The 26,773-nt window shown below is 52.0% G+C and carries 21 protein-coding genes; 16 read left to right on the top strand and 5 right to left on the bottom strand.

All coding sequences use genetic code 11. From position 1 onward, the window contains the following. Window positions 1-44: 44 nt before the first annotated feature. Window positions 45-557, bottom strand: coding sequence for a heme-binding domain-containing protein (locus CLV60_RS16245; RefSeq protein ID WP_106596422.1), 513 nt, complete (start codon window positions 555-557; stop codon window positions 45-47). Between the two features lie 58 nt (window positions 558-615). Beyond that, window positions 616-1,512 carry an AraC family transcriptional regulator gene (locus CLV60_RS16240; RefSeq protein ID WP_106596421.1) on the bottom strand — a complete coding sequence of 299 codons (897 nt, stop codon included), beginning with the start codon at window positions 1,510-1,512 and terminating at the stop codon, window positions 616-618. A 136-nt stretch (window positions 1,513-1,648) separates the two neighbouring features. Between CLV60_RS16240 and CLV60_RS16235 the strand changes: the two genes are divergently transcribed. From CLV60_RS16235 to CLV60_RS16170, 14 genes are all read left to right on the top strand, one after another. After that, entirely contained in the window at window positions 1,649-2,500 is an 852-nt protein-coding gene (locus CLV60_RS16235; RefSeq protein WP_106596420.1) for a phytanoyl-CoA dioxygenase family protein, read from the top strand. A gap of 9 nt (window positions 2,501-2,509) precedes the next feature. Then, window positions 2,510-3,916 (top strand): sugar porter family MFS transporter, encoded by a 1,407-nt coding sequence (locus CLV60_RS16230; RefSeq protein WP_106596419.1) that lies wholly within the window; start codon window positions 2,510-2,512, stop codon window positions 3,914-3,916. A gap of 11 nt (window positions 3,917-3,927) precedes the next feature. Then, the gene (locus CLV60_RS16225) at window positions 3,928-4,740 is read left to right on the top strand and encodes a sugar phosphate isomerase/epimerase family protein (RefSeq protein WP_106596418.1); all 813 of its coding nucleotides are present in this window, start codon (window positions 3,928-3,930) and stop codon (window positions 4,738-4,740) included. Between the two features lie 234 nt (window positions 4,741-4,974). Further along, window positions 4,975-5,328, top strand: a complete 354-nt coding sequence (locus CLV60_RS16220) for a response regulator (RefSeq protein ID WP_106596417.1) — start codon at window positions 4,975-4,977, stop codon at window positions 5,326-5,328. A 200-nt stretch (window positions 5,329-5,528) separates the two neighbouring features. Beyond that, the gene (locus tag CLV60_RS16215) at window positions 5,529-7,172 is read left to right on the top strand and encodes a TldD/PmbA family protein (protein WP_106596416.1); all 1,644 of its coding nucleotides are present in this window, start codon (window positions 5,529-5,531) and stop codon (window positions 7,170-7,172) included. A gap of 117 nt (window positions 7,173-7,289) precedes the next feature. Beyond that, the gene (locus CLV60_RS16210; protein WP_106596415.1) at window positions 7,290-8,606 is read left to right on the top strand and encodes a TldD/PmbA family protein; all 1,317 of its coding nucleotides are present in this window, start codon (window positions 7,290-7,292) and stop codon (window positions 8,604-8,606) included. Between the two features lie 136 nt (window positions 8,607-8,742). Next, window positions 8,743-10,380, top strand: coding sequence for a TldD/PmbA family protein (locus CLV60_RS16205; RefSeq protein WP_106596414.1), 1,638 nt, complete (start codon window positions 8,743-8,745; stop codon window positions 10,378-10,380). 129 nt (window positions 10,381-10,509) lie between these two features. Then, window positions 10,510-11,847: a TldD/PmbA family protein gene (locus CLV60_RS16200; protein ID WP_106596413.1), complete on the top strand. Its 1,338-nt coding sequence runs from the start codon at window positions 10,510-10,512 to the stop codon at window positions 11,845-11,847. 2 nt (window positions 11,848-11,849) lie between these two features. Beyond that, the gene (locus tag CLV60_RS16195; protein ID WP_106596412.1) at window positions 11,850-12,467 is read left to right on the top strand and encodes a DUF4159 domain-containing protein; all 618 of its coding nucleotides are present in this window, start codon (window positions 11,850-11,852) and stop codon (window positions 12,465-12,467) included. 161 nt (window positions 12,468-12,628) lie between these two features. After that, window positions 12,629-13,612, top strand: coding sequence for an AAA family ATPase (locus CLV60_RS16190; protein ID WP_106596411.1), 984 nt, complete (start codon window positions 12,629-12,631; stop codon window positions 13,610-13,612). Between the two features lie 47 nt (window positions 13,613-13,659). Further along, window positions 13,660-14,553, top strand: coding sequence for a DUF58 domain-containing protein (locus tag CLV60_RS16185; RefSeq protein ID WP_106596410.1), 894 nt, complete (start codon window positions 13,660-13,662; stop codon window positions 14,551-14,553). Next, window positions 14,553-15,671, top strand: a complete 1,119-nt coding sequence (locus tag CLV60_RS16180) for a BatA domain-containing protein (protein ID WP_106596409.1) — start codon at window positions 14,553-14,555, stop codon at window positions 15,669-15,671. The genes CLV60_RS16185 and CLV60_RS16180 overlap by 1 nt, the downstream gene beginning before the upstream one ends. Then, entirely contained in the window at window positions 15,664-17,883 is a 2,220-nt protein-coding gene (locus CLV60_RS16175) for a hypothetical protein (protein WP_106596408.1), read from the top strand. Before CLV60_RS16180 ends, CLV60_RS16175 begins: the two co-directional genes overlap by 8 nt. Window positions 17,884-17,909: 26 nt before the next feature. Further along, window positions 17,910-19,544 carry a hypothetical protein gene (locus CLV60_RS16170; RefSeq protein WP_106596407.1) on the top strand — a complete coding sequence of 545 codons (1,635 nt, stop codon included), beginning with the start codon at window positions 17,910-17,912 and terminating at the stop codon, window positions 19,542-19,544. Window positions 19,545-19,649: 105 nt separating this feature from the next. Here the strand turns inward: CLV60_RS16170 and CLV60_RS16165 are convergent, their stop codons facing one another. The 3 genes from CLV60_RS16165 to CLV60_RS16155 are packed head-to-tail and all read right to left on the bottom strand — an operon-like array spanning window position 19,650 to window position 25,284. Then, complete coding sequence (locus tag CLV60_RS16165) at window positions 19,650-22,265, bottom strand: FtsX-like permease family protein (protein WP_106596406.1); 2,616 nt, start codon at window positions 22,263-22,265, stop codon at window positions 19,650-19,652. A gap of 39 nt (window positions 22,266-22,304) precedes the next feature. Next, on the bottom strand, window positions 22,305-24,938 hold the full coding sequence (locus tag CLV60_RS16160) for an ABC transporter permease (protein WP_106596405.1): 2,634 nt from the start codon (window positions 24,936-24,938) through the stop codon (window positions 22,305-22,307). 1 nt (window position 24,939) lies between these two features. After that, window positions 24,940-25,284: a PadR family transcriptional regulator gene (locus tag CLV60_RS16155; RefSeq protein ID WP_090156215.1), complete on the bottom strand. Its 345-nt coding sequence runs from the start codon at window positions 25,282-25,284 to the stop codon at window positions 24,940-24,942. Window positions 25,285-25,487: 203 nt separating this feature from the next. On the opposite strand from CLV60_RS16155, the gene CLV60_RS16150 reads away from it, so the two are divergent. Both CLV60_RS16150 and CLV60_RS16145 read left to right on the top strand, forming a co-directional pair. Beyond that, on the top strand, window positions 25,488-26,006 hold the full coding sequence (locus CLV60_RS16150; protein WP_106596552.1) for a GFO_1088 family ECF-type sigma factor: 519 nt from the start codon (window positions 25,488-25,490) through the stop codon (window positions 26,004-26,006). Continuing rightward, window positions 25,990-26,766 (top strand): HEAT repeat domain-containing protein, encoded by a 777-nt coding sequence (locus CLV60_RS16145; RefSeq protein WP_106596404.1) that lies wholly within the window; start codon window positions 25,990-25,992, stop codon window positions 26,764-26,766. The genes CLV60_RS16150 and CLV60_RS16145 overlap by 17 nt, the downstream gene beginning before the upstream one ends. Window positions 26,767-26,773: the final 7 nt, after the last annotated feature.

Raw genomic sequence — 26,773 nt, 5'->3', positions numbered from 1 at the left:
GCGGCTGCAAACGAATGCAGCTGCCCGTTGTTTTTCGCGCAGGATTAATGCTGTCCTGGTGCGGGATTTCTTTTCGGCATGACGAGGCTGTCGGCCGGATATTTCGCCTTAAGCGTATCCATTTGTGCCTTCGCCCATTGAATGAGGCGTTCGCGTTGCGCTGTGGTCAGTTTTGCCTCTGCATGCATGCCCAATGCGGTGTACGATTTGAGCGGCATTGCGTCGTCTTCCACCATTTCCACCGTCTCTTCCAGCTTGTGGTTTTGCCGCGCGATGGACAGGCTTGTGAATGTCGAGAAGTTCAGGTGCCGCTTGCCGTCTTCGACATGCTCATTCATCCACCATGCCACAGGCTGGATGTTGTAGTACCATGGATAAACGGTTTTGTTACTGTGGCAGTCGTTACAAGCTACTTCCAGGATGTTCTTCACATCCACCGGGACGTCATACTTCGTCGCGATGTTCATCGACTGGTCGTCGGAAAGGTTTTTTTCGGGGCGGATGAACTGAATGATGATGAAAACAGCCAGGAGGGCAAGCAGGATTTTTTTTAACATGTCCGATGGTGATTAGATTAGGTCTTAATATGTATAATAATTCTGATATGGCCGCTTTTTACTGCCGTTCGATGCCCTTATTTTTTCGGTAATGTGCCGGCGACAGGCCCATTTGCTGTTTGAAGAGCCTCGAAAAATAGAAAGGATCGTCGATTCCGATGGCGGAAGCCACCTCATTGATCCGCCAGGTATTGAAATGGAGCAGCTGGCAGGCCTTCTGAATGCGGAGGTAATTGAAATACTCGATCGGCGCATAACCTGTATCTTTTTTGAATTTCCGGGAAAAGAAAGAGACGGATAAATTTACCGAACGGGCAATATTATCCAGCGAAAGGGAATTTGACAGATTGGCCTGCATATACCTGATCGCCTTTTCGGTGGGGCTTGCGCCCGATACCGAAGGTTGATGTGAGCCGAAATGTTCGGGCGCGATGAACGAGGATAGGTAATGTGGTAATGCGAGGTTGGCTTGCAACAAGTTAGAGGCGCTGTATCCTTTAAGAAGAGTGCTCGCAATGTGGGTGAAAAGTGCGTTGCGTTCGTCCGAAAACCCCACCTGGATGGCCCTGAATGCTTCGCTGTCGCGTTCCATGACCGTCGTTGCCGCCGCGCCGCAATGGGTTCCGTTGAGATGAAGCCAATAAATACTCCAGGGATTTTGCAAATCAGCTCCATAGGAATGGGGCATGTCAACAGGCAGAATAAACACCTCGCCCGCGTGTACCTGCGTGACGTTACCATTGAGCTCTATCCATCCCTGACCATCAGTACAATACAGCAGAATGGCCTGCGAAATGCCGTTGGGCCGCTGATAGTAATGATGCAATGCTTTGGGGTAATAACCCATCCGGGAGATGAACAAATGACTGATCAGCGGCAGCTGCTCGCAATGGGACGTGGCCACTTTGGGTATTTCGATGATAAGCTCGCCTTCGAAGCCTCTGCTTTTGCGCATAATGTGTGTTTTGAAGAAATGTAATGAATAGAATAAAGGTAAAATAATCCATGTTTTGGACAAAATCGTTCATTCGTTTATTTCCCGGAATAGCTGAATTTTGAAAGGTTAAAGTACTATTCCTAATCCCATTCTCATGACTAAGCAACTTTTGACACACGCGCAAATTCAGCAGTATCATACGGACGGCTACCTGATCGTCCGTGGGTTTTATGACAAAGAAGAGGTTTCAAAGCTGTACCGTATCGCGCTCGATGATGCCATGATCAGCAAGCATGCGATCGACGTCAACGATAGTACCGGCAAGCGGAGCAAGCTTTCGTTATGGTATAAGCCGGGTGACGATGTTTATGGCTTGCTGACGAGGGGTAAAACGCTCGTAGGCTCGGTGGATCAGCTGTTGGCCCGCCAACCTGGCGATGACGGTCATTCGGTTTGTCATTACCATTCCAAACTCATGCAAAAAGAGCCGCGTGTGGGCGGGGCTTGGGAATGGCACCAGGACTATGGATATTGGTATAAAAATGAATTTCTCTATCCAGAACAGCTGATGTCGGTGATGATCGCCATTACGGATGCCAATGTTGAAAACGGCTGTCTGCAAGTGATCAAAGGCTCTCACAAAATGGGCCGGGTGGAGCACGGTTTCTCGGGCGAGCAGGTAGGCGCGTCGCAGCGTTACGTGGATTTGGCGCTGAGAACAATGGAGCATGTGTTTGTAGAACTCAATGCGGGCGATGCGCTTTTCTTCCATAGCAATATCCTGCACCGGTCGGAGGCTAACTTGTCGGAGCATCCCCGCTGGTCGCTGATTTCATGCTACAACCGATCGACCAATATCGGTTATCACGAATCGTCGTCGTCGTCATCCAGCATCACGCCGATCGATATCGTCCCGGACGAAGCTTTGCTCACCTGGGACACCGCCGGTCTGACGGAGTCGGAAGCTGATTTTCTGAGTAAAGAGGCAGACGTATCACTAAAATAGATACCCATCATGGCACAAGCCCCAGGTACTTTTTCCAATTTGGACAAAACAGGACTGAATACCTCCGGGCTGAGTGGTCCCGGGCTTGTTCAGATTAATAAGGGGTATGTTTACCTGCTCAGCGCTATTGCGGCGCTGGGCGGGATATTATTCGGGTTCGATCTGGTGATCATTTCCGGGACGGTCGGGTTTTTTCAGGCGCATTTCGGGCTGAACGAACTGGAAACGGGCTGGGCCGTGGGTTGCATCAATCTGGGCGCTGCCATAGGCGCCGTCCTGGGAGGCTGGCTCTGCGAGCGGCTGGGGCGTAAGAAACTGCTGATGATCTGTGCCATACTATTTGCAGTTACCGGCGGCGGCACCGGCTGGGCCGAGAACTTTCCGATGTTTATTGGTTTTCGCATGCTGAGTGGTGTGGCGGTAGGAGCGGCAGCACTTGTTTGCCCGATTTACCTGGCCGAAATTTCTCCCGCACCCATGCGAGGCACCACAGTGTCGTTTTACCAGCTTTCCATCGTGGTGGGGATATTGCTGGCCTACTTTTCAAACTATATGCTGCTGGACGTCGAGGATAACTGGCGATGGATGTTTTCTTCTCAGTCGATTCCGGCACTGCTCTTTTATTTTAGTCTTTTCATGGCCTCCGAAAGTCCGCGATGGCTGATACGTGCCGGTCGGGAGTTTGAAGCGCATATCGTTCTCGAACGTGTGGGCGGGCTGGATTATGCATTGGCGGAGCAAGAACAGATTGAACAAAGTTTCGCAGATAAAGCCGAATACAACGTCACCGACCTGTTCCGCAAGGATGTCGTGCATATTGTGTTTATCGGGGTGATGATTGCCGTATTTTCGCAGATAGTTGGGCAGAATTCGATCTTTTCCTATGCGCCGGAGCTTTTCAAAAAGGCGGGTATGGCACAGAACTCAGCGTTTTTGCAGTCGATTATCATCGGTGTAACCAATTTCGTATTCACATTTGTCGCCATCGGCGCGATCGACAAGGCTGGTCGCAAAAAACTTTTGCAGTACGGTTCATTTCTCCTGTTTCTGGATGCCCTGGCATTGTCGGCGGCATTTTACCTGCAATGGTCGGGCCTGTGGGTACTGGTTTTCGTGCTGGCATTTGTGGGAATTTACTCGGCTACGCTCGGTCCTGTGACGTGGGTGGCACTTTCCGAAATCTTCCCCAACCGCATCCGCGGTAATGCTATGGCGGTGGCTACACTGGCGTTATGGATTGCCAATTTCTTCACCACGGCGCTGTTTCCGGTCATGAATCAGTATTTTGGCATACCGGTCACCTTTTTGATCCACGCGGCGGTATGTCTGGTCTACTACTTTTTTGTCCGCACCAGCGTCCCCGAAACCAAAGGCCGGTCTTTGGAAGAAATTGAAAAACTATTGCAAAAAAGCTGACTACCTATCCAATGACAATCCAATTTTACGCGCCGGAGTGGGGGAACACCCTTCCGTTCGATACCTTTTGCAAAAATGTAAAAGCTGCTGGTTACGATGGTGTTGAAATGGCATTGCCGTTCGATCCGACAGAAAAACGGGTTATCCTCGATACGCTGGCAGCCCATGATCTTCGGCTGATTGGTCAGTACTGGCAGTCGTTTGAAAAAGATATTGACGAGCACGCGGCGAATTATGAAAAGTATTTACGAAACCTGATCGAGGCCCGGCCGGTGTTGATTAACTGCCAGACGGGCAAGGATTATTTCAATACCGCACAAAACCAGCGGCTCTTTGCGCTGGCGGCCAAGCTTTCGGCCGAATCCGGCGTACCCATCATCCACGAAACACACCGTGGTAAGAGTTTCTTCGCAGCCCATGTCACGATGGGCTATCTGCAATCCGATCCCGGCCTCCGCATTGCGCTCGACATTTCGCACTGGTGCGCTGTTCACGAATCACTGCTTGCCGACCTCCCTGACGAGGTTGCGCTCGCTGTTTCGCGTACCGATCACATTCACAGCCGGGTAGGTCATCCTGAAGGCCCGCAGGTGAACGACCCTCGTGCGCCCGAATGGGAGGAAGTGCTGAACGCACACCTCGGCTGGTGGGACCGTGTGGCGGCATCTCACGCGCAAAACGGAACCACGCTCACCATTACTACCGAATTTGGCCCCGCACCTTACATGCCCGCGATGCCCTACACACAAATGCCGCTCGTGAGCCAATGGGATGTGAACGTACACATGATGAAACTTCTCAAAGACCGCTATCAGCGGATTTAAGCGGCGGCTCTAATTATTTTTTAAGAATTTAGGTGAAATAGGTTTTACCGTTAAATAAAATTTTTGTCATTAAAATACTGACAATGAGTTGGTTTTAGCTACACGGGTGTGAAATGTGATACCTTTGGGAATTTGACAGGGCTTTCGGTTGTTCTACGCAGTCCGGGATTTTGTTCCGGGTAATGAGTTAATTCATAAATTTGCTTTGTAGTAACCCCGATCGATCTAATAACTATGAGCATCCTTTATGTTGACCATGAAATTAATAATCTGAATTCCTTTAAAGCGACTTTCCGGAGAGACGCCCAGATTTATCTGGCCAATTCAACCGAAGAGGCGTTGAAAATCCTCGACGAACATAAAATCGACGTCATTTTCGCTGATCACCAGATGCCCGAAATGACAGGCCTTGAATTTCTCAAACTGGCTTCCAATCAGTATCCTTCCAGTATGCGTGTGCTGCTCACGGGCAATGCGTATACGGATGAGTTTCGTTGGGCCGCCGGGAAGGGATATTTTCATAGCTATGTCAACAAACCCTGGGACGAACAGCAACTGCGTACGCTGATGATATCACGTTTGTATTAGGTTAAGATTATCAAAATACCATATGGGACGCAGTGTTCTGTATGGCCCGAGTGCATTGCGGTCCGCGATCGCACCAGAAGAGCGCCGAAGTTCCGATAACTTCCGGCGCTCTTTTGTTTGGTACAAAAAAATTGCCACACGAATATTTGTTGAGGATATATTGACTACATTGGAGATTCAATATCCGACCTTTTAACCAAATGAAAAGAAGACACTTCATGCAGATGTCGGGCCTTGGCTTGGGCGCAATGATGCTCTCCGAGGTTCCGGTCGTCGGGAGTCCTGTGGCCGAAGCGCAGCTGCTCGCCCCGTGGCTCGATGCCGCTACCAAGAAAAAACTCGCCGAAACTGCGCTGAATGCCGCCCGCGACAAGGGTGCTACCTACACCGATGTCCGTATCGGCCGCTATTTGCAGCAATACCTGTTTACACGTGAGAAGCAGGTGCAGAACATCGTCAATGCAGAATCCTACGGCATCGGTATCCGCGTGATCGCCAATGGTACCTGGGGTTTTTCGGCTACGAGCGATGTGACGCCGGATGGTATTGCCAAATGTGCCGCCACGGCCGTTGCGATAGCCAAAGCGAATTCGAAATTCCAGAAAGAGCCGGTGATGCTTGCCGCGCAAAAAGGCGTAGGCGATAAGACCTGGAAGACGCCGATTGTCAAAAACGCTTTTGAAATACCGGTCAAGGAAAAAATTGACCTGATGATGAAGGTCAACGGCGCAGCCATGGATAATGGGGCCAATTTTGTAGCGTCGAGTCTTTTTTTCATCAACGAACAGAAATATTTTGCTTCTACCGACGGTTCGTTCATCGATCAGGACGTTCACCGGATCTGGCCGACTTTCACGGTAACGGTAACCGATAAGGCGTCCGGTAAATTCAAAACCCGCGACGCGATCAGCTCTCCGATGGGCATGGGCTATGAGTACCTGGATGGCCTGGCCAGTGAGAAAATCGCCGGCCCGAACGGCCTGGTGGGCTACCGCAACTCGTACGATATGGTGGAGGATGCGATTATGGCCGCCAAGCAGGCGAAGCAGAAAGTCACTGCCAAATCGGTAGAGCCGGGCAAATATGACCTTGTTCTGGATCCCAACCATTTGGGACTCACTATCCACGAATCGGTGGGACACCCTACCGAGCTCGACCGTGTGCTGGGTTATGAGGCCAATTACGCCGGTACCAGCTTTGCGACGCTGGACAAATGGAAGACGAAGAATTTCAATTACGGCAGCAAGCTCGTCAATATCGTAGCCGACAAGACGCAGCCGCATACGCTCGGTGCGGTGGGGTATGACGACGAAGGCGTGCCCTGCAAGGAATGGGACATTATTAAGGATGGTATACTGGTCAATTATCAGGCGATCCGCGACCAGGTGCAGATTTTGGGTGAAAAAGAGTCGCATGGCTGCTGCTATGCCGATGATTGGAGTTCCGTTCAGTTCCAGCGTATGCCGAACATCAGCCTCAAACCCGGAACTGAGAAACGGAGCGTGCTGGACATGATCAAAGGCGTTGAGAAGGGCATTTATATTATCGGAAGAGGTTCTTATTCGATCGACCAACAGCGCTATAACTTCCAGTTTGGAGGCCAGGTTTTCTATGAGATCAAAAACGGCGAAATCACCGGCATGCTTGACGACGTCGCCTATCAGTCGAATACCCAGGAGTTCTGGAATTCGTGCGTGCAGCTTTGCGATAAGGACGATTATCGGACATTCGGTTCGTTTTTCGACGGAAAGGGTCAGCCCTCGCAGATCAGCGCCGTTTCACACGGTAGTTCGACGACGCGGTTCAACGGGGTGAATGTTATTAATACTGGTAGGAAGATTTAGGATGAAAGGGAGAAAAGGATGAAAGGGAGGAAGGAGGAAGGGGAGGAGGGGAAATCCTTTGTCCCTTTCCTCCTTCCTCCATCCTCCCATTGACAAACGATCATAATCAAGGTTCAAATGGCTATTTTAACAAAAGAAGAAGCTAAAAAAATCATAGATAAAGTCCTGGCGTTTTCGAGGGCTGATGAGATCAGCGCGTCGCTTTCGGGGAGCCGGACAGGTAATATCCGTTATGCGCGCAATTCGGTGTCGACCAGCGGTGAAACCACGGATATGTCGCTCTCTGTCACAGCTGTTTTTGGTAAAAAATCGGGGACGGCTACGATCAACGAATTCGACGATGCCTCGCTCGAAAAAACCGTGCGACGCGCCGAGGAAATCGCGAAGCTAGCTCCCGACAATCCTGAATACATGCCGGTGCTCGGTGCGCAGCAATATGTGAATACCAATGCGTTTGTGGCCGGCACTGCGGATATCAACCCGGAGTATCGGGCAAAAGCGGCATTCGGCAGTATTGATCCTTCTTCCAAAAAGAACCTGACCGCCGCCGGTTATATGGAAGATACAAGCGGTTTTACAGCATTGGGGAATAACAAGGGTCTTTTTGGTTATAACAAATCCACTTCCGTAGACTTTTCCGTAACTGTCAGAACGGCTGACGGCACAGGCTCTGGCTTCGTGCAGCGGGACTACAACGACGTTTCCAAGCTGAATACCAGCACCGCTACGGAAATCGCGATGCAAAAAGCATTGGCGTCGGTGAATGCGAAGGCCTTGGAGCCGGGTAAATACACGGTCATCCTGGAACCTACGGCTGCACATGATCTCATTCTCAATATGATGCGGAATATGGACGGGCGCAGCGCCGATGAAGGCCGGAGCTTCCTCGGGAAGAAGGGCGGACAGACACGCCTGGGCGAGAAGCTTCTGGATGAGCGCGTTACCATCTATTCCGATCCTGCGAACACGGAAGTGCCCGGTTCGCCATTTGCCGCCGATGGCCGCCCGCAGGAAAAGGTAACCTGGTTTGAAAACGGCGTGGTGAAAAATATGTATTACTCGCGTTTCTGGGCTGATAAGAAGGGGGTTAAGGCGGTGCCCTCCCCGGACGGCATTATTTTTCAGGGCGGTAACGACTCGCTGGCCGACCTGATCAAGAGCACCGAGAAAGGTATTCTCGTGACCCGCTTCTGGTACATCCGTACCGTCGACCCACAAACGTTGCTCTATACGGGCCTCACGCGCGACGGTACTTTTTATATCGAAAACGGGCAGATCAAATATCCGGTCAAGAATTTCCGGTTCAATGAAAGTCCGGTAATCATGCTCAACAACGTGGAGGCTATCGGGAAACCGGTGCGCACCAACGGCAGCCTGATACCGCCATTGAAAATCCGCGATTTTACGTTTACAAGCCTTTCAGACGCGGTTTAGCGGAAAACGTAATCCATTTAAACCGCTATCCTGCCATCCATAACAGGTGAGTTGAAACAAGTGCAGCCATTCATTAACTTATGAATTGCACTTTTTTGACTCACCCAATCAATTCTATTAGCTAAACATCTACACTTTGAAACGACGAGATTTCATTCAAATGGCCGGGCTCGGAACGGGAGCGTTCATGTTGCCGGGCTTTGCAACGGGCCGTCCCGTATCGCCGGAGGCATTTCTGGCGCCTGGCGACGATGTGGCGGTTAAGAAACGGCTTGCCGACGCAGCTCTCAATGCCGCCAAATCCAAAGGCGCCTCCTATGCCGATGTGCGGATTGGCCGCTACCTTAATCAATATGTGACGACCCGGGAAGACAAGGTCGAAAATATCGTCAATACCGAATCCTATGGCGTGGGGGTACGTGTCATTGCCAACGGCTGCTGGGGATTCGCTGCGGTGGTGGATGCTAAAAGTGAAGCGCAACTGGCGAAAGCAGCGGAGGAAGCCGTAGCCATCGCCAAAGCCAATGCGAAGCTCATGAAAGAACCTGTGCAGCTTGCACCACAAAAGGGCTTCGGGGAAGTGAGCTGGAAAGCGCCATTCAAGAAGAATGCATTTGAAGTGCCTATCAAGGAGAAGGTGGACCTGCTGCTTTCGGTGAACGACGCGGCCATGAAAAATGGGGCAAATTATGTCAATTCGATCCTTTTTCAGGTGAATGAGCAGAAATATTTCGCCTCGACCGACGGTTCCTATATCGACCAGGACGTTCACCGTATCTGGCCGCTTTTCAACGTGACGGCCATTGATCCCAAAACGGGCAAGTTTGAAACACGTCGTTCGCTGAGCGCGCCGATGGGCATGGGCTATGACTATTTGCAGTCGAACCCGGCCGACAAAGTGACCGGCGTGACGACCCGTTATAACAAAGGTTACGACATGCTCGAAGATGCCACTGCGGCATCTCAACAAGCCAGGGAAAAGCTGACGGCCAAATCGGTGGAAGCGGGTAAATATGATTTGGTACTGGATCCTTCGCATTTGTGGCTGACGATCCACGAGTCGGTGGGGCACCCGCTGGAACTCGACCGGGTACTGGGTTATGAAGCCAATTTTGCCGGAACCTCGTTCGCAACGCTCGATAAATGGCAATCCAAAAACTTCCAGTATGGCAGCAAACAGGTGAATTTGGTCGCCGATAAGTTGCAACCGGGGTCGCTGGGTGCCGTAGGTTGGGATGATGAAGGGGTTAATACCAAACAATGGGACCTCGTGAAGGACGGTGTGCTGGTGAACTACCAGGCCATCCGGGACCAGGCACATATCATCGGCGCCAAGGAATCGCATGGCTGCTGCTATGCCGACAGTTGGAGCTCGGTGCAGTTCCAGCGTATGCCGAATGTCTCACTGGCGGCAGGCAAAACGCCGTTGTCTGTGGAGGAAATGATCAAGGATGTTAAGAAGGGCATTTATATTATTGGTGACGGTTCATTCTCGATCGACCAGCAGCGCTATAACTTCCAGTTTGGTGGCCAATTGTATTACGAAATCAAGGATGGAAAGATCGCAGGGATGCTGAAAGACGTGGCATATCAGTCGAATACCCAGGAATTCTGGAACTCGTGCGTGCAGGTGTGCGATGAGCGCGACTACCGCCTGGGCGGCTCGTTCTTCGACGGCAAGGGTCAGCCTATGCAATCCAGCGCCGTATCGCACGGAAGTTCGACAGCAAGGTTTAACGGCGTGAATGTTATTAATACCGCGAGGAAGATATAAGGAGGGAGGAAAGGAGGAAAGGGAGGAAGGAGGAAGGAGAGAGTGATGAATGAGAAGAATCCATCCTCCCTTTCCTCCTTCCTCCACTTCTCCTAAAATAAAAACGACCATCAAAAAAGCATTACGCAAATGGCCATCATACTAACAGAATCAGAAGCAAAGGCATTGTTGCAAAAAGTGCTGAGCTATTCCAAAGCAGATGAATGCGAGGTGAATATCCTGGGTGAAGAGCGGGGGAACCTGCGCTATGCCCGCAACGAAGTATCGACGAGCGGCTCGCTCATTAACCAGAATTTGCAGGTGCAATCCGCTTTCGGCAAGAAAGTGGGCGTTGCCACGATCGATGAATTCAGCGACGAGTCGATCGAGAAGGTCGTCAGAAGATCGGAGGAGCTGGCCCGGCTGGCGCCCGAAAATCCGGAATATGTAGGGGTACTGGAACCGCAGACTTATTTGAAATCCAACGGTTTCTTCGAATCTACGGCCGGTGTTAATCCCGCCTATCGTGCCGACGCCGTCGCCAAGAGCCTCGACCTGACGCGCACCCAGAACATGACCGCCGCCGGTTTTCTCGAAAACCAGAAGGGCTATTCGGCCATGATGAATTCCAAAGGGTTATTTGCCTACTACCCCAGCACGAGTGTCAATTTCTCGCTCACCGTGCGCACGCCGGACGGTAAGGGCTCGGGTTACGTGGCCAAGGGTTATAGCGATGTGGCTAAACTCGACACGGCCGCTGCTACGAAAATTGCCATTCAAAAATCCAAAGGTTCTGTCGATGCGAAGGCATTGGAACCCGGTAAATACACGGTAATCCTCGAACCGACCGCCGCCGCTGTGCTTTTGGAAAACATATTTTTCAATCTCGATGCGAGAAGTGCCGACGAGGGGCGCTCATTTCTGAGCAAAGCGGGCGGGAAAAGCAAACTGAACGAGAAGATCGTCGACGAGCGCGTCAATATCTACTCAGATCCTACCCATCCGGACTTGCCGGCATCACCCTGGGCAGGAGATGGCCAGGCTGCAAACAAGATCAACTGGATTGAGAAGGGGGTGGTCAAAAACCTTGTTTACTCACGCTATTGGGCGCAAAAGAACAATGTGAAACCGGTGCCGTTCCCGACGAACGTAATCATGGCGGGCGGTACGGCGAGTATGGAAGAGCTGATCAAATCCACGCAACGCGGGATATTGGTCACCAAGCTTTGGTACATCCGCGAAGTAGACCCGCAGACGCTCCTGCTCACGGGCCTTACGCGCGACGGTACTTTTTACATTGAAAACGGCGTGATCAAACATCCGATCAAAAACTTCCGTTTTAATGAAAGCCCGGTAATTATGCTCAACAACCTCGAGACGCTCGGCAAACCAGAGCGCGTAGTAAGCACCGAAAGCAACAGCAATTACCTGATCCCGCCGATGAAAATCCGGGAGTTCACATTCTCATCGTTATCTGACGCAGTTTAGTATTGAAACCTTTTTTCTTCACCAGAATCCAATACACCTCCGGTAACTGGGATACCGACCAGCGAATGCCGTCCAATTTGCTGCATTCGCTGGTTGAGTACACCACAATACCGGTCGACGAGAAGGAAAAAGTAGTCCAGCTGAGCAGCAACGAAATATTCAAAAGCCCGTTCTGTTACCTGAGCGGGCACAAACTGGTGGAATTTTCGGCCCAGGAGCGTGACCATTTCAAAAGGTACGTGCAGAACGGCGGCTTCGTGTTCGTCGACGATTGCAACCACGACATCGACGGGCTTTTCGCCAAATCGTTCGAGCAGGAAATGGCCCGGACATTCGGCCCGAAAGCTTTGCAGAAAATCCCGAACAACCATCCTATCTACCACAGTTTTTTCAAATTCGACGACGGCCCCCCAACCACCTCCTTTGAGCTGAATGGCTGGGGTGACGATCTCGTGCATGATTACCTCAAAGCCATCACCGTCAACGGCAGGATCGGCGTTCTGTACAGCAATAAGGATTACGGCTGCGAATGGGACTACGATTTCCGGAACAAACGATTCCTGGCGGTTGATAATACGCGGTTTGGGGTGAATATTGTGGTGTATGCATTGACGGGGTAGGGGCGCCTGCGGCGCGACCGCCGACCATGGACCGCCGACCGCCGATATGGTGGAGTTTGGGTGTGGAATTGGATAAGAAAGAAGGAAATTATTGTAAATGATCGCAAATAGGTGATCGGCCGTCGGCGGTCAGCGGTCGGTGGTCAAAAAATATTCAAACCTTGGAAACCTCAACGACAACGTCCCATTACCGGGCATTAGTAGCCAAACTCCCACTCCTTAAAGCCGAAATAGCGAAAGTGATCGTCGGCCAGCAGGATGCGATTGAAGAAATATTAATTGCATTGTTGGCATCGGGCCATTGTCTTTTGGAAGGCGTGCCGGGTTTGGCTAAAACATTGATGGTCAAAACCATGTCGGAGGCGTTGCATATGAGCTTCCGGCGGATCCAGTTTACGCCTGATCTGATGCCCGGCGATATTGTGGGTACGGAGATATTGGAAGAAGACCATGAAACCGGCAGGAAGTTTTTCAAATTCAACAGGGGGCCGCTGTTCGCGAACGTGGTACTGGCCGATGAGATCAACCGGACGCCGCCGAAAACGCAGGCTGCATTGCTTGAAGCGATGCAGGAGAAAAGCGTAACCTATGGCGGCGAGAATTATCCGCTGCCTGATCCGTTTCTGATCATCGCCACGCAGAACCCGATCGAACAGGCGGGTACCTATCCGCTCCCGGAAGCTCAGCTCGACCGTTTTTTGCTTTACATCAAGCTCAGCTACCCCAGCGAGCAGGAGGAACTGGACGTTTTACGGACTACTACGGGCACCGCGCGGCCGGAAATCGGGCGGATATTGTCGGATACGGAAATGGCCGACCTGCAAAAGTTGACGCGCCAGGTGCATATTGCGGATGACTTATTGGTGAAAATTAATGCGTTGGTGCGGTCCACGAGACCCGAAACGACTACTTCCGACTACGTACGGGAATGGTGCGACTGGGGTGCCGGCCCTCGCGCAGGGCAGGCGCTCGTATTATGCGCGAAGGCACGCGCGGTGCTGCACGAGCGGTTTTCGGTCGTGCCGGAGGATATCCGTTCGCTGGCGTTCCCGGTGCTGCGGCATCGTATCGCCATGAATTTCCGTGCCGAGGCCGAAGGTATTACCAGCGATCATGCCATTCAGGAATTGTTGAATGGCTTGTAGTTCGATTTAACAAATGACGCCTGATGGCAAAAACAATAGCATAAACAATGCAAAAAACAACCGGCCTGCTGGCGTCCAGCCTGATCAAGCTCAAAAACCTGCAACTTACCGGGAAACTGGTAAGCGAGGAGCTGATGCTCGGGATCCATTCCAGTAAACGGTCGGGAATAGGCATTGAATTTGAACAATACCGACATTATGAACTCGGCGATGATCCGAAACGGATCGACTGGAAATTGTTCGCGCGGACAGATAAACACCTCGTCCGCGAGTCGTCGACGGAAAGCGACCGGCAAATCAGGTTTGTGCTGGATTTGTCGGGATCGATGAATTATACCGAAAACGGTGTGAGCCGGCTGCAATATGCGCAAATCCTCCTGGCGTCGTTGGCGTACTTGTGTTACATTCAGAACGATCAGATGAGTTTGTACGGGTTGACGCAGGGGCGCGTGGAGACGATCAGCGGAACGGGTTCGGCGTCATCGGCGCGGCAGGCATTTCAAAAGATATTGGTTGGATTAGAAAAAGCTACGGCAGCCGGTCCCTGGGGAGCGTCGGGGATTCGCTACTCGGAATTTCAGTCCAAAAAGAAAGAGCAGCTGATTTTTGTCAGCGACTTGCTTCAAACTGACGACGAATGGCTGTCATGGATACGCTCACTGGCCGGGCCTCATCGTGAGATCGTGATTTTCCAGATACTCGGCGACCAGGAAATGGAATTTGATTTGAAAGGGTTTTATCGCTTTAAAGATTTGGAAAGCGGCAGGGAAATGGAACTGGACGCGGAAGCCGTGGATACCCAGTTCAGATCATCGATGCAAAGTTACCTGGCGGATTTAAAAAACGCATTGCAAATCCCGCACGTGCGTCTGGTACGGGCGCGCATGAGCGACCCCGTGGGAATGGTATTGAAAGCATTTTTAACGAGAAGAAAGGGCTGATGGCATTCTTGCAACCATATATGCTTTGGGGAATGCTGACCGTGGCGGTGCCGGTAGCGATTCACTTCTGGTATCAAAAACGGGGCAAAACCATGGAATGGGCTGCCATGCGCTGGCTTGGCGAGCAAACCACCCTGCAACACCGGGGTCTCAGGCTGCACGAAATGTGGCTGATGATCCTGCGCTGCCTGCTGGTGATACTCCTCGCCCTGATACTGAGCAAACCGGTTGTCGACTGGCTCGCCAATGCGGGCAAGCCGGAAGTAGTGCATCTGGTCCAGGCTGACGGGCTGGTTACGGAAACCTTTCGTTTCGAGCTCGAAAGAGCAGAGCGCCGCGGAGAACCCGTCTACTGGATGGGCACGACGCCGGAAAAGGCCGGTAATCTTGCCCGGCCGGAGGGTGTTACGGCCTCGATAGCGTATTTACAGCAGAATATCAATGCACTGGCAGATGGCAATGCCAGGGATTTCAGAATGTATTTCCTGAATGACGGTAGCCTGAACGCCCGGGTGTACGTACCGGGCACATACCAGCTTTTCCCGGCCACTGATTCGTCGGGAACAAGGCCGATCGACCTTTTCAAAAACAAGCCGGCTTATAAAGGTACTATCCAAGTATTGCTGGATTACAGGAATGCGGCGGAAGCGCAAACCGTAAGGGCAGCGCTGGCTGCATTGGCAGAGGTTTACGGCTTTGCATTTGAAATACAGGAGAAAATTAATCCGGCAAGCCACTATGATTTGGTTTTTGCCGATCACGCGTGGACCGCTGCGCAACCGGGAACGACTTATGTGATTTCTGGTAATGCGCCGCAGTGGAATATGCCCGCACAGGTCATTCAACTGCGCGACACGCTGCGGATCGCGGATTCGGAATGGGTTGAAAACGGCAGGCTGCCGGAATGGCTGGGAGATTTGGTTGTGAAACAGCTGGGTTTACAGACCAACGCTGCACCTTTAAGCAAAAGCCAGTTGAGTACATTTTTTGAAAAAATAAAGCCGCCGCGTGGACAGGAACAGGTCGCATTACGCCCCTGGTTGGTGCTGGTTTTCATATTGTTAATGGCCGCGGAACGCTGGTGGGCACTGCACAAAACGGTAAGGAGCGATGGCTGATGTAAGAAAACTGGTCAAATCGGTTAATACGCATTTGCAATGGCTGGCCATTCTCAAATCGTTTTTGCTGACCCTTGCATGGGATCTGATTGCTAAGGCATTTGTTCCCGATAACCGCTGGCTGAGTTCTGCCATTGGTTTGATCGGCTGGTTTGTCGCATTTTGGATCACAAAGGCCTTTACCGATAAGCGAAAGGTTGCTATTTCGTTGATTCACACCCATAGTGCGGACGTAGAGTACAGTCTCGACCTGCTCGACAGGGACGACCTGAACATAGCCGAGCAAATGCAGCTCGAACGCATCAGCGCACGGAGCATCACATTTCCGCGCCACGTATTGTACCGAGGTATTTGGGTTTATTTCGCCGCGGTCGTATTCGCTGCCTTTATTTACCGCGGCACGCTTGCGATTCGTGACCGGAATGCCGTGCCAGGTAAGCCTCTGCCGGCAGCGGAAATAGGCGCGAAGATTCCGGCGAAGGTTATTCCGAAGTTTGCGTCCTCGGCGGTGAAAATAGTGCCGCCCGACTATACCGGCTTGCCAGAAAGACAGTCGGGTGATCTGAATATCAGTGCGATCGTCGGATCGCAGATTGAATGGTCGGTGTGGTTTGATCAGCCGGAACAACTGTCGGTCAGGATTGCCAACAGCCGGGGTGAAGAGGTTAGTATGCGGGAGGTGAACGGGGTATTCAGGCACCAGGACCGCGTTTCCGGTTCTGGTTTGTATGCTATTAAAGGATATTTCAAGGATTCGCTGATATACCAATCCGATTTTTACAAACTCGAAGCATTACCCGATCTCGCGCCCCGCATTGAGCCTGGTTCGAAGGAACTGTATCGTTACCATTTTCTCAAAGACTCGCAAAGCATCACCGTATCGGCCAGAATATCAGACGATTTCCGGGTGAAGCAGGCATTCATTGTTGCAACCGTCGCACGTGGCTCCGGCGAAAATGTAAAGTTCCGTGAAATACGCATGCCGCTTAGTCAGGCCAATTTTGAGGAAGCAAACATTCGGAAAACCATCGATTTAAAAGCATTGAATTTTACACCTGGCGACGAGCTTTACTACTATTGGGCGGCGGTCGATAACCGGCAGCCGGAGCCTAATTTTAGCAAGTCGGATACGTATTTTATTGTGTATAAGGATACTGCGAAAATCGAGGAGGCTGAACTCGCAACCATGGCGGTGAACATTATGCCCGAGTATTTCCGCAGCCAGCGGCAAATCATCATCGACACCGAAAAGCTGATAGCCAAACGCAAAAAGCTCAATACCAAGGATTTCAATGCAACTTCGAACGAGATCGGGTTTGACCAGAAAGTGCTTCGGCTGCGTTACGGGCAATACCTGGGCGAGGAGTTTGAGACCAGCATTGGTGGGGCGCCCCATGGAGGTGACAGTCCGGCAACGGATAACGGCAATATCATCGACGCATTCACGCACCATTCGGACGGCCAGGGCGAGGGGGCGGAGTCGCGTGCAGGAGAGCCCGCACACGGGGACGAACACGCGCACAAGCACGAGTCCGCAGGAGAAAAAGACCCATTGGCCGCGTTGATGGAGCAATACACGCATGCGCACGACGATGCGGAAACGAATACATTTTACGAACAATCGACGCGCAGCTTGCTGAAAATGGCTTTGGAGCAAATGTGGCAATCGGAGCTGCATTTGCGTATGTACGAGCCTGAAAAAGCGCTTCCATTTGAGCATAAAGCATTGGAATACCTCAAAACTGCCCAGCAAAAGGCGCGAACGTACGTGAAGAAAAGCGGTTACGACCCGCCGCCGATCAAGGAAAAGGAAAAGCGACTTACAGGGGAACTCAAAGACCTGGCAACAAAGTGGGAATTTGAAAAGGAGTTTAAACAAAAACAAACGGCCTCGCTGGTCGCTGCATTGTTGGGTTGCTTGGAAAACAGTAAGTTAACGAAAGTAGAGCAGGCCAAACAGGCTGCCTTGAGTGCGGAAATAGCACAGCGACTGGCAGAAAGCGGGCCGTTTAATGGCGGGTTGCAAAACTGGAACATGCTCGCGGCATTGCAAAAGCTCGCGGGGAGAAGGGCATTGAGCAATGCCGAAATGGCCGGTTTGAAGCGCGATTTGTACAAACGTACCGATGCGTCGTTGCAAAGCCGCCCGACGTGGTCGGGAGAGAAAAAGTTGGAGGCGGCGTTCCAAAAAGCATTGCGCCAGCCTCTTTAAGATTTTAGCAAGAATAAAACACCTGAATGATCCATACCGATTTCAACTGGACCGAACCTTTGAACATTCTGCTGCTGGTAGCGGCACTGGCGTTGTTCGCGCTGCAATGCGTATTGCTGTATACGCGGCATCGCCATTCGGGAAGGTTTGGTATCCGGTTGATTTTGAATGTTTTGCTTTGGGTTAGCCTGGTGATGTGGCTTCTGGATCCCTATTTTCAATCCAATGCCACGGCGAAAGCCGGCCTGCTGATCGCCGGAAATGTACCTTCCGGGGTTGCCGGGCGCATCAGGGATAGTCTGGCCGGGGTGGAACTGATACGTGCAGACGAAATCGCCGACCGGCCGGTGGATACACTGGTGATAGTAGGGCAGGAGTTTAGCGAACAGACTTTTGCTGCCATCGGGCAATTGAAAATTGCACCCTTTTTGCATTGGGAGCCTTGGTTTGCACCGGATGCGCTTCGCGACCTGTATTGGAAAGGCGTACTGCGAAAAGGTGAAATGCAGCGGATCGACGGGAGCATTCAAATTGCCGGTAACAGGACATTGCACGTGCGGTATGCGGGCCAAACGCTAGATAGTACGGTACTGAAAGCAGGTGAAAACCGTTTCAGGCTTGCATTTCCCGCATTCAGCGAAGGCAGGACGACAGTGACCGTTGACCTGGATGGGCAGACGATCGATACACTCCGGTTTTTTACCCAGCCTGAACAGCCGCTGACGGTCCGTTTCCTGCTCGATAACCCCGATTTTGAAACGCGAAACCTCGCTACATGGCTTGGAAAGCAGGGCCATTCCGTGCTGTATGAGTCATCATTGTCAAAAAACATCCGGAACAAGTTGAATATCAACCGCGCTACTGAACCGGATTTGCTGATAACAACCGCTTCAAATGCCGGGAACCCGGCGGTGAGAAAGGCCGTGAATGCGGGAAAAAGTGTGCTGTTTCTACAACTTGGCGACCCGGCTACCGAACTCCGGGCAATCAATCATGCGTTGGGTACGCGTTTTCAGGTGGTGAAAATTTCCAATGAAGAATCGGTTGCGGTTTCGAATTCATTGACCGCATTGCCTTTCCGTTTCGAGCCGCATAGCTTCCAGGTGCAGGCGCCGCATTATCCGGTGGTAACGGAAAAAGCGACCGGCAAAGTCGCTGTGAGTTTACTGAACGAGACGTTCCCGATGCAACTGTCGGGTGATAGCGTTGGTTACGGGAAGGTCTGGAACGAAATCCTCGCATACGCACGCCCCGCACTGGCACCCGTGATCGAATGGGATGCACCTGTTTTTCAAAATGTGCCGGTGGGCATACATTTGAATAACTTTCAGCCGGCTCCGCGGTATTTGGTAGTAGGGCAGGATACTGTCTGGACAGTGAATTCCGCATTGAACGACCGTTCGGCTACTGCTGCTTTTTTCCCGGACAAAAACGGCTGGTTGCCTTTACACGATTCCTCGCAAACAGCGCTTTATGTGCAGGACTATTCTCCGCTGCTGTATGCTTCGCGGATGCAGCAATTTATCCAATCAACCCAAAACACAACCCGCATTGTCAGTCCGAAAGAACACGCAGTTGCTACCAGAAAGTTGCCCGGCTGGGTATGGTTTGCCTGGCTGATGGTTGTGTTCGCAGCGCTGTGGATCGAGCCGAAATTGTAATGGCCTGTCGGGCCTTATCGAAATAGGTTTGTTCGCGCTGATTATCAGTGATTTTTATCATCATGAGTAATTGGCCAAGGGGGTTTTACTCAAATAATTGGAAAATTACTCCGATTGCAACGATTGCGTGGGGTTTGTCAGTGCCGCGCGAACGGATTGGAAACTGATGGTGGCCAGCGTGATAACGATTGTAGCTAACGCGGCTCCTGCAAATATACCGGCTCCAATGGTGGCACGGTACGCGAAGTGGTCGAGCCAACGCTGTGTGAGCCACCATGCCAGCGGGCAACCCACAGCAATGGCAACTGCGACGAGCACGAGAAATTCACGCGAGAGCATCGCTACCACGCTGCCGGTGGAGGCTCCCAACACTTTTCGCACCCCAATTTCCTTGCGGCGACGCTCCGCAGTGAATGCAGCCAGGCCGAAAAGACCGAGGCAGGATATCAATATAGCCAGCACGGCGAAATACCTGGCTAGTTGCGCCACCAGTTGCTCCGATGCATACTGAATCTGATAGTCGCGGTCGAGGAACTCGTAGTCGAATGCGTAGCCCGGATTGAAGCTGGCGTAAAAGTCCTGTATCCGGGCAAGAGTGGCAGGTACCTGCCCGGCCTGGATTTTGACAGTCGCGAGCATGGTTTCTTGTGGTGATAGTTTGAAAATGAATGGTTTGATGGCTTCGTGTAAGGAATTGAAGTGGAAATCCTGCGCGACGCCGACGATATTAGCCTTAAAACCGTCGACCATGATCTGTTTGCCGATCGGGTCGGCGATGCCCATCTGCCGGATGGCCGTCTCATTCAATATCACCGCTGCCGTATCCGAACCGAAGTCCTTTGAAAAGCTCCGGCCCGCGACCATCTGAATGCCTAACGTTTCGGTGAGGCCGTAGTTGACGGGCATTTTGAAAAAGCGGATCTCGTCTTTCCCGTTTTTGCCGTCCCAGCGCACGCCGGCGGATGGCAGGAATGCCGGCAGAATGATTTTTTGCTGGATACTCGATGCGTTCACGACTCCCGGCACCGTTTTCAGCCTTGCCAGAAAAGCCTCTGTTTGCGTTGCCGCGCGCCCCTCCATTTCAAAATACACGATGTTATCTTTTTCGTAACCCGGATTTTTGGCCTGCACGTAATCGATTTGCTTGTACACCACCACGACCGAAATGATGAAGATCACCGAAACGGCAAACTGGAACACTACAAGCCCTTTGCGGACCCAGAGTTCACCCATCCCATGCAATAGTTTGCCTTTGAGCGTGAGGGCAGGGTTGAAGCGGGAAAGGTACAATGCAGGGTAGCTGCCTGCGAGCAAGCCGGTGAGCAGCAGAATAGCGGCCAACGCGGTGATGAACTGCCCGCTGAAGTGCAATGCCAGATGTTTGTTGGTGATAGTATTAAAATAGGGTAATGCAAGCCAGACGACGCCTAATGCGATGATCAAGGTAATAAAACTCATCAGGGTGGATTCGCCGAGGAACTGAAATACCAGCGTTGCGCGGCCAGCCCCTAATGCCTTCTTGACACCCACTTCTTTCACCCGAACCGACGCCTTGGCCGTAGAAAGGTTCATGAAATTGATGCAGGCAATGAGCAGGATAAACACGGCGATCGCGCTGAACAGGCGCACATACTCGATTCGCCCGCCCGATGGTACGCCGTTTTCATATTGACCGTAGAGGTAGCCGTCGGCGTATTTTTGGATAAATAATGTTGCATTCGGGTCATTGAAGCGCTTTTTCGCATAATCGGCCAGCTTCGCTTCCAGCAGATGCGCGTCGGCACCGGGTTTCAGGACGAGGAAGTTGCGGAACGGGCCGGTCGCCGTGTTAGGCATGCTGCCCTGGGGTAATAGCTCGTCCCAGGCGCTCAGGGGGATTAGTAGCTCCGATTGTTCGCTGGAATTGTGCGGCTGATCTTTGAAAACGCCGGTTACCAGGCACTTCCGTGAAAATGCCTGCCATTTCCATTCTACGAGCTGATTCGTCGCCTTTTCGGCCGATCCGAACAGGCGGACGGCCATTTGCTCCGATATCGTAACCGTGTTTTTGTCGGTCAGTACCGATTGGGCATTGCCTTGTATCAATGGAAATGAAAATGCTTTGAAATAATCAGTACTCACGAAATTTCCCGCCGCGCTCACAGTGCGTCCTTCTGCCGAAAGGCTGAATTTCTGAAACCAGGCAGGAGGTGTGGTACAAACCGCCATTTCCACTTCGGGCATGTCCTTCGGCAGCATTTCCCTTAAAATTCCGCCGGTGCCGTCCGATGTTACCAACTTGTCGCCGCCTTTTTCGTGGACCATTACTTTATAAAGACGGGCACTTTTTTCATGAAACCGATCGAAAGCCAGCTCATCGGCTACCCATAGGTAAATGAGCAGTGTGCAAATGAGGCCGGTAGTGAGCCCGACGGCATTGAGGAATGTAAACTGGCGGTTTTTGGCAAAATGCCGCCAGGCATAGGTAAGGTAATGGTTCATCATGGCTGGGCTCAGGTTAGAAACGGTGGGGTATGGGCTGGGACTTTTTTTCGTGAAATAGGGTGTGAGGTGCCGCACGGCCGCCCATGCATACTCGCGCCGTGCCCGCGCTACGCCCGCCTCCCGTACGCGGCGCAGGAAGACCTCTTCCAGGTTGCCCTGAATGTCTTCCAGGAAACGCGGGTTTACAAACTTTTCGAGCAGATAATCGGCCCAGCGGGGCGGACGGTGTTCAGGCATTTCCGGTTTGTTTGAAATGATCCAATAGTCAACAAGGCATTATTCAGACCGCAGGCTGCGAATGGGGTTCATCGTGGCCGCTTTAATGGCCTGGAAGCTCACCGTCAGCAAGGTGATGAGCAGTGTGCCGAGGCCCGTGAGGGCGAATATCCACCACGAAATGGTCGTATGATAGTCGTATTTCTGCAACCAGCTATTCAGGAAATAATAGGCGCCGGGTGTGGCAACCAGGAATGCAATGCATACCAGGATGACAAAATCGCGGGAAAGCAAACCCCATACATTAATCACAGTCGCACCCAGCACTTTCCGGACGCCGATTTCCTTGGTCCGTTGTTCGGCGATGAACGACGCTACCCCGAACAGTCCCAGGCAGCTAATCAGCACGGCCAGTATGGAGAAGAACGTCGTTAGCTTGCCGATGCGCACCTCGTCAAAGAATTTCCGGGCGTATGCTACGTCGTTGAATTCATATTCGAACGGGGAGCCCGGATCGTGTTTTTCGAAAACGGATTTGATTTTTTCGAGCGAAGCCGACGAGCCGGCGGCTGGGTTGAGCCGGATATTGATCACATTGCCCTGGCCGGGTGAAAGGCAAAAGAACTGCGGCCTGGCAGGAGCATAGGGCGAATTCACGACGATGTCCTTGATCACCCCGATGATTTTATAAGGTTTTTTGAACCAGGTCATCGGCTCGTCGACGGGGTGTTGCAGGCCCATGAATTTTACCGCCGTTTCGTTCACGACCAATGCTACTGAATCCGTTGCAAACTCGCGGGAAAAATCGCGGCCCTGTACGAACTGCCAGCCGACGGTTTTGCCATAATCATGCGAAACTTCATCGAACCAGAAATCGACCGACTGCTCCGGGTCTTTGCCTTTCCATTCAAAACCGCTTGTGGACGACCAGGTTTCGGTAGTAGGACTGCCCGATTCGGCCATTTCGGCAATGGCCCCGTTATTTTTCAGTTCCTGACGAACAGCTTCAAAATGTTTGTGAATATCGCCTGTGGCCATAAAAACGGAAACGAGCCCGTCGCGGCTGTAACCTACCGGGCGGTTTTTGGCGTGCTGGATCTGCCGGAATACCACGGCGGTTCCGATGATGAGGATGATTGACACTGCAAATTGCACTACTACCAGCACTTTTCTGGGTACGGCTGCGAAGCGGCCTGCCCGGAATGTTCCTTTCAATACTTTCACTGGCTGGAAAGAAGAGAGGTACAATGCAGGATAGCTGCCCGCGATAATGGCTGTAATTATGCTGAAACCAACGCCGGCCAGCCAAAATTCCGGCCGCGACCATGGCATGGAAATCTTCTTGTCTGCCACCTCGTTGAAAACCGGTAGGCATAGTATGACCAGCACGATCGAAAACACGAATGCAAAACCGACCACCAGAAATGATTCGGAGAAAAACTGCGTGATCAGCTGGTTACGCACCGAGCCTACTGCCTTGCGGATACCCACTTCTTTTGCACGCTTTTCGGAACGTGCCGTGCTGAGGTTCATGAAGTTGATGCAGGCGAGCAGCAATACGAACACGCCGATGGTACCGAATAACCATACGAATTCGATGCGCCCACCCACACGGTGGCCTTCTTTGAATTCCGAATAAAGGTGCCATTTGCTCATCGGATTCAGGAATACGTCGGGCTTGTATTTCAGCTGTTCCTTATTAATGTTCCTTTTTTTGATGTCTTTAATGCGCGCCGTAGCGTGGTCGATATCGGCTTTGTCGATCAGCTGCACGAAGGTCATGTAGGCATTGGGCCGCCATGGATCTTCCATCGTTTTGAGCCATGGATTAGCGATGATCATCAGTTGCCAGGGCATCAGGAACGACGCCTCGCGGAAAGTGGTATTGTTCGGGAAATCTTCATAAACGCCTGTGACCTTTACATTCAGGTTGTTATCGACCTTCATGGTTTTGTCGAGCGGGTTGGCATCGCCGAAATAAGCCTTCGCGACCGATTCGGAAAGCATGATTGAATACGGATCTTTCAGGCCCGCCCTGGTGCCGTGGATCATACGCAGGCTCAGCATTTCAGGGCCGTCGGGCTCGATGTAGCTGCCGTTTTTGTTGAAATTACGGTCACCGGCTGCAAGGATATGCTTGTTGGTCCACGAAGCCATCACCACATATTTGAAATCCGCCCCGTAGTTCCGCCTGATCTCGTCGCCGATGGGGAAGGGCAGGGATGTCTGCGTGCCGACCTGCCCGTTGAATGTCTGGTGCTGCCATACCTGGGCAATGCGGTCGTGGTTTTGGAAATACCTGTCAAACGAAAGCTCGTCGTAGATCCACAGGCCAATCAGGATGGCTACGGCCATTCCCATGGCCAGTCCGGTGATATTGATGAAGCTGTAAGCCTTGTTTTTGCCCAGCGTTCGGAGCGAGATTTTGAGATAATTTCTGATCATGGCAGGACTGAAAATATAGGTGGGGGAATAGGTGCGGGGTTTGCGCTTCATGAAATAGGGCCTTATGTAGCGCACGGAGGCGAGCAGGTAACGCATGCGCGCCGTGCGGGTGTTGCCTTGGCGGGCGTGCAATGCATATATCTCATGCAGATCCCCCAGTATATCTTCCAGGAAATGCGGCGCGATGATGATCGTCAGCAGCCGGTCGATCCAGCGGGGCGGGCTATGGTGTTGCGGTGCCTTTTCCATATCACGAAAAGCTGAGTTTAGGTTGCAGCTTTTCCGCGGGGATGGCTTGCCAGAGCTGCTGGCGGATCTCGTTGATTTCCTGCAATGCACGGTTACCGTAGTTGGTAATGCTGAAAAACCGTTTTCGCCGACCGCCACGCTCGGCGGTGGCGCCGCCCATTTCGGAGGTCAGGAATCCTTTTTCTTCGAGGCGGTACAAAGTCGCATGCACCGCGCTCAGCGATACCGACCGGCCCGTGTATTCCTGCACGCGCTCCCAGATCGTGACGCCGTAGGCTTCTTCGGTGCAGCCGGCTACCACCAGCAGGACGATTTCTTCAAATTCCCCAAGAAAAGTTCTTTTCATAACCAGCAAGCTTATTAGTTATAATAATGCAAAACAAATACTTTGCCAAAGCTTCGAAATGCTGTTTGCGAGCATTAAGGGTATGTTTTCGATCCGGCTGCTTGTCCGAAAGCGAACAGTTTTGTCCGGCGCTGGACGGAATAGGAAAATTTTTTCGTAAATCCTGTAACGTTTCCGCAAGCGGGTCGTCTATGCCATTGAATATGGATTTACAAGCCTTCAACCAACGCATTCTGCCCGTTCAGGGGCGCCTGTTCCGACTGGCGCAAATGTTTCTTCGCGACCGCGAGGAGGCAGAGGATGCCATTCAGGATGTGTTCCTGAGGCTTTGGACTAACCGGCAGCAGCTGGAAAGTTACCAGAGCGTGGAGGCGCTGGCGGTGCAGATGACCAAAAACCTTTGCCTCGACAGGCTGAAATCCCATCACAAACAGAAGACGAGTCACGAAACGGATATGTTAGCTATGCAGGCAGCGGACGTATCGCCCTACCGGCAGGTCGAGAATAGCGACAGCGCCGGCCTGATGCACCGACTCATCGGCGAGCTGCCCGAGCAGCAGAAACTGGTGTTGCACTTGCGTGACGTGGAGGAATATACTTTGGAGGAGATCGAGGAGGTAACCGGGCTGAGCAATGCGAATATCCGTACCATCCTTTCGCGGGCAAGGCAGAAGTTGCGTGAGAATTATTTAAAAGCAGAGAATTATGGCACTGGATATTGAGAAGCTGTTAGAAAAATATTACGAAGGTGAAACGTCGCTGGAGGAGGAACGCGCTTTGAAGCAGTTTTTCCAGCACGGCGAGGTGCCGGAGCATCTGCAAAGCCACGCGGCACAGTTTGGCTATTTTGCGAATGCACGGAAGGAGCAGCCTTCATTGAATTTTAACCATGAGCTGGCATTGATGCTCGACCCGCCCAAGCAGGGGCCGGTACGAAGGCTGGGGACCTGGCTAATGCGCATTGCAGCAGGCTTGGCGCTGTTGATTATCGGGTTTGGTGCGGGCTGGATGTTTCAGGCTAAATCGGAAAATGGCGCCGCTATGGCGGCCTTCAATGCAAAAGAGGACGGTGAGCTGGCGGAAATGAAAAAGGTGCTTGCATTCGAACAAATGAACAATACCTCGGCAAGTGAACGCATTCAGGCTGTGAATCATAGCTACGAAATCACGGATGCCGACCGCGATATTACGCAGCTGTTGATCAATACGCTCAATTTTGATCCTAACGTGAATGTAAGACTGGCGGCTTGCCAGGCATTGACGCACTTTGCGGAGGAAACGGAGGTGAAGGAGGCATTAATCCAGTCGCTGGCGATCCAGACGGATCCTAATATCCAGATCTCGCTCATCGAAACGCTGGTGGCGATCAAGGAGAAACGGGCGGTGGATCAGTTTCAGCAGCTCGCGCGCAACCAGGAGGTGCTCGATGTCGTACGGCTGAAAGCGACCGAAGGCATGGACCGTCTAAAGGCCGACGTCTGACAGGGCC

This window comes from Dyadobacter jiangsuensis (assembly GCF_003014695.1).
In the GTDB taxonomy this organism is placed as follows: domain Bacteria; phylum Bacteroidota; class Bacteroidia; order Cytophagales; family Spirosomataceae; genus Dyadobacter; species Dyadobacter jiangsuensis.
Note: the sequence above shows the minus strand (reverse complement) of the source record. Positions and strands in the feature narration are given on the sequence as shown.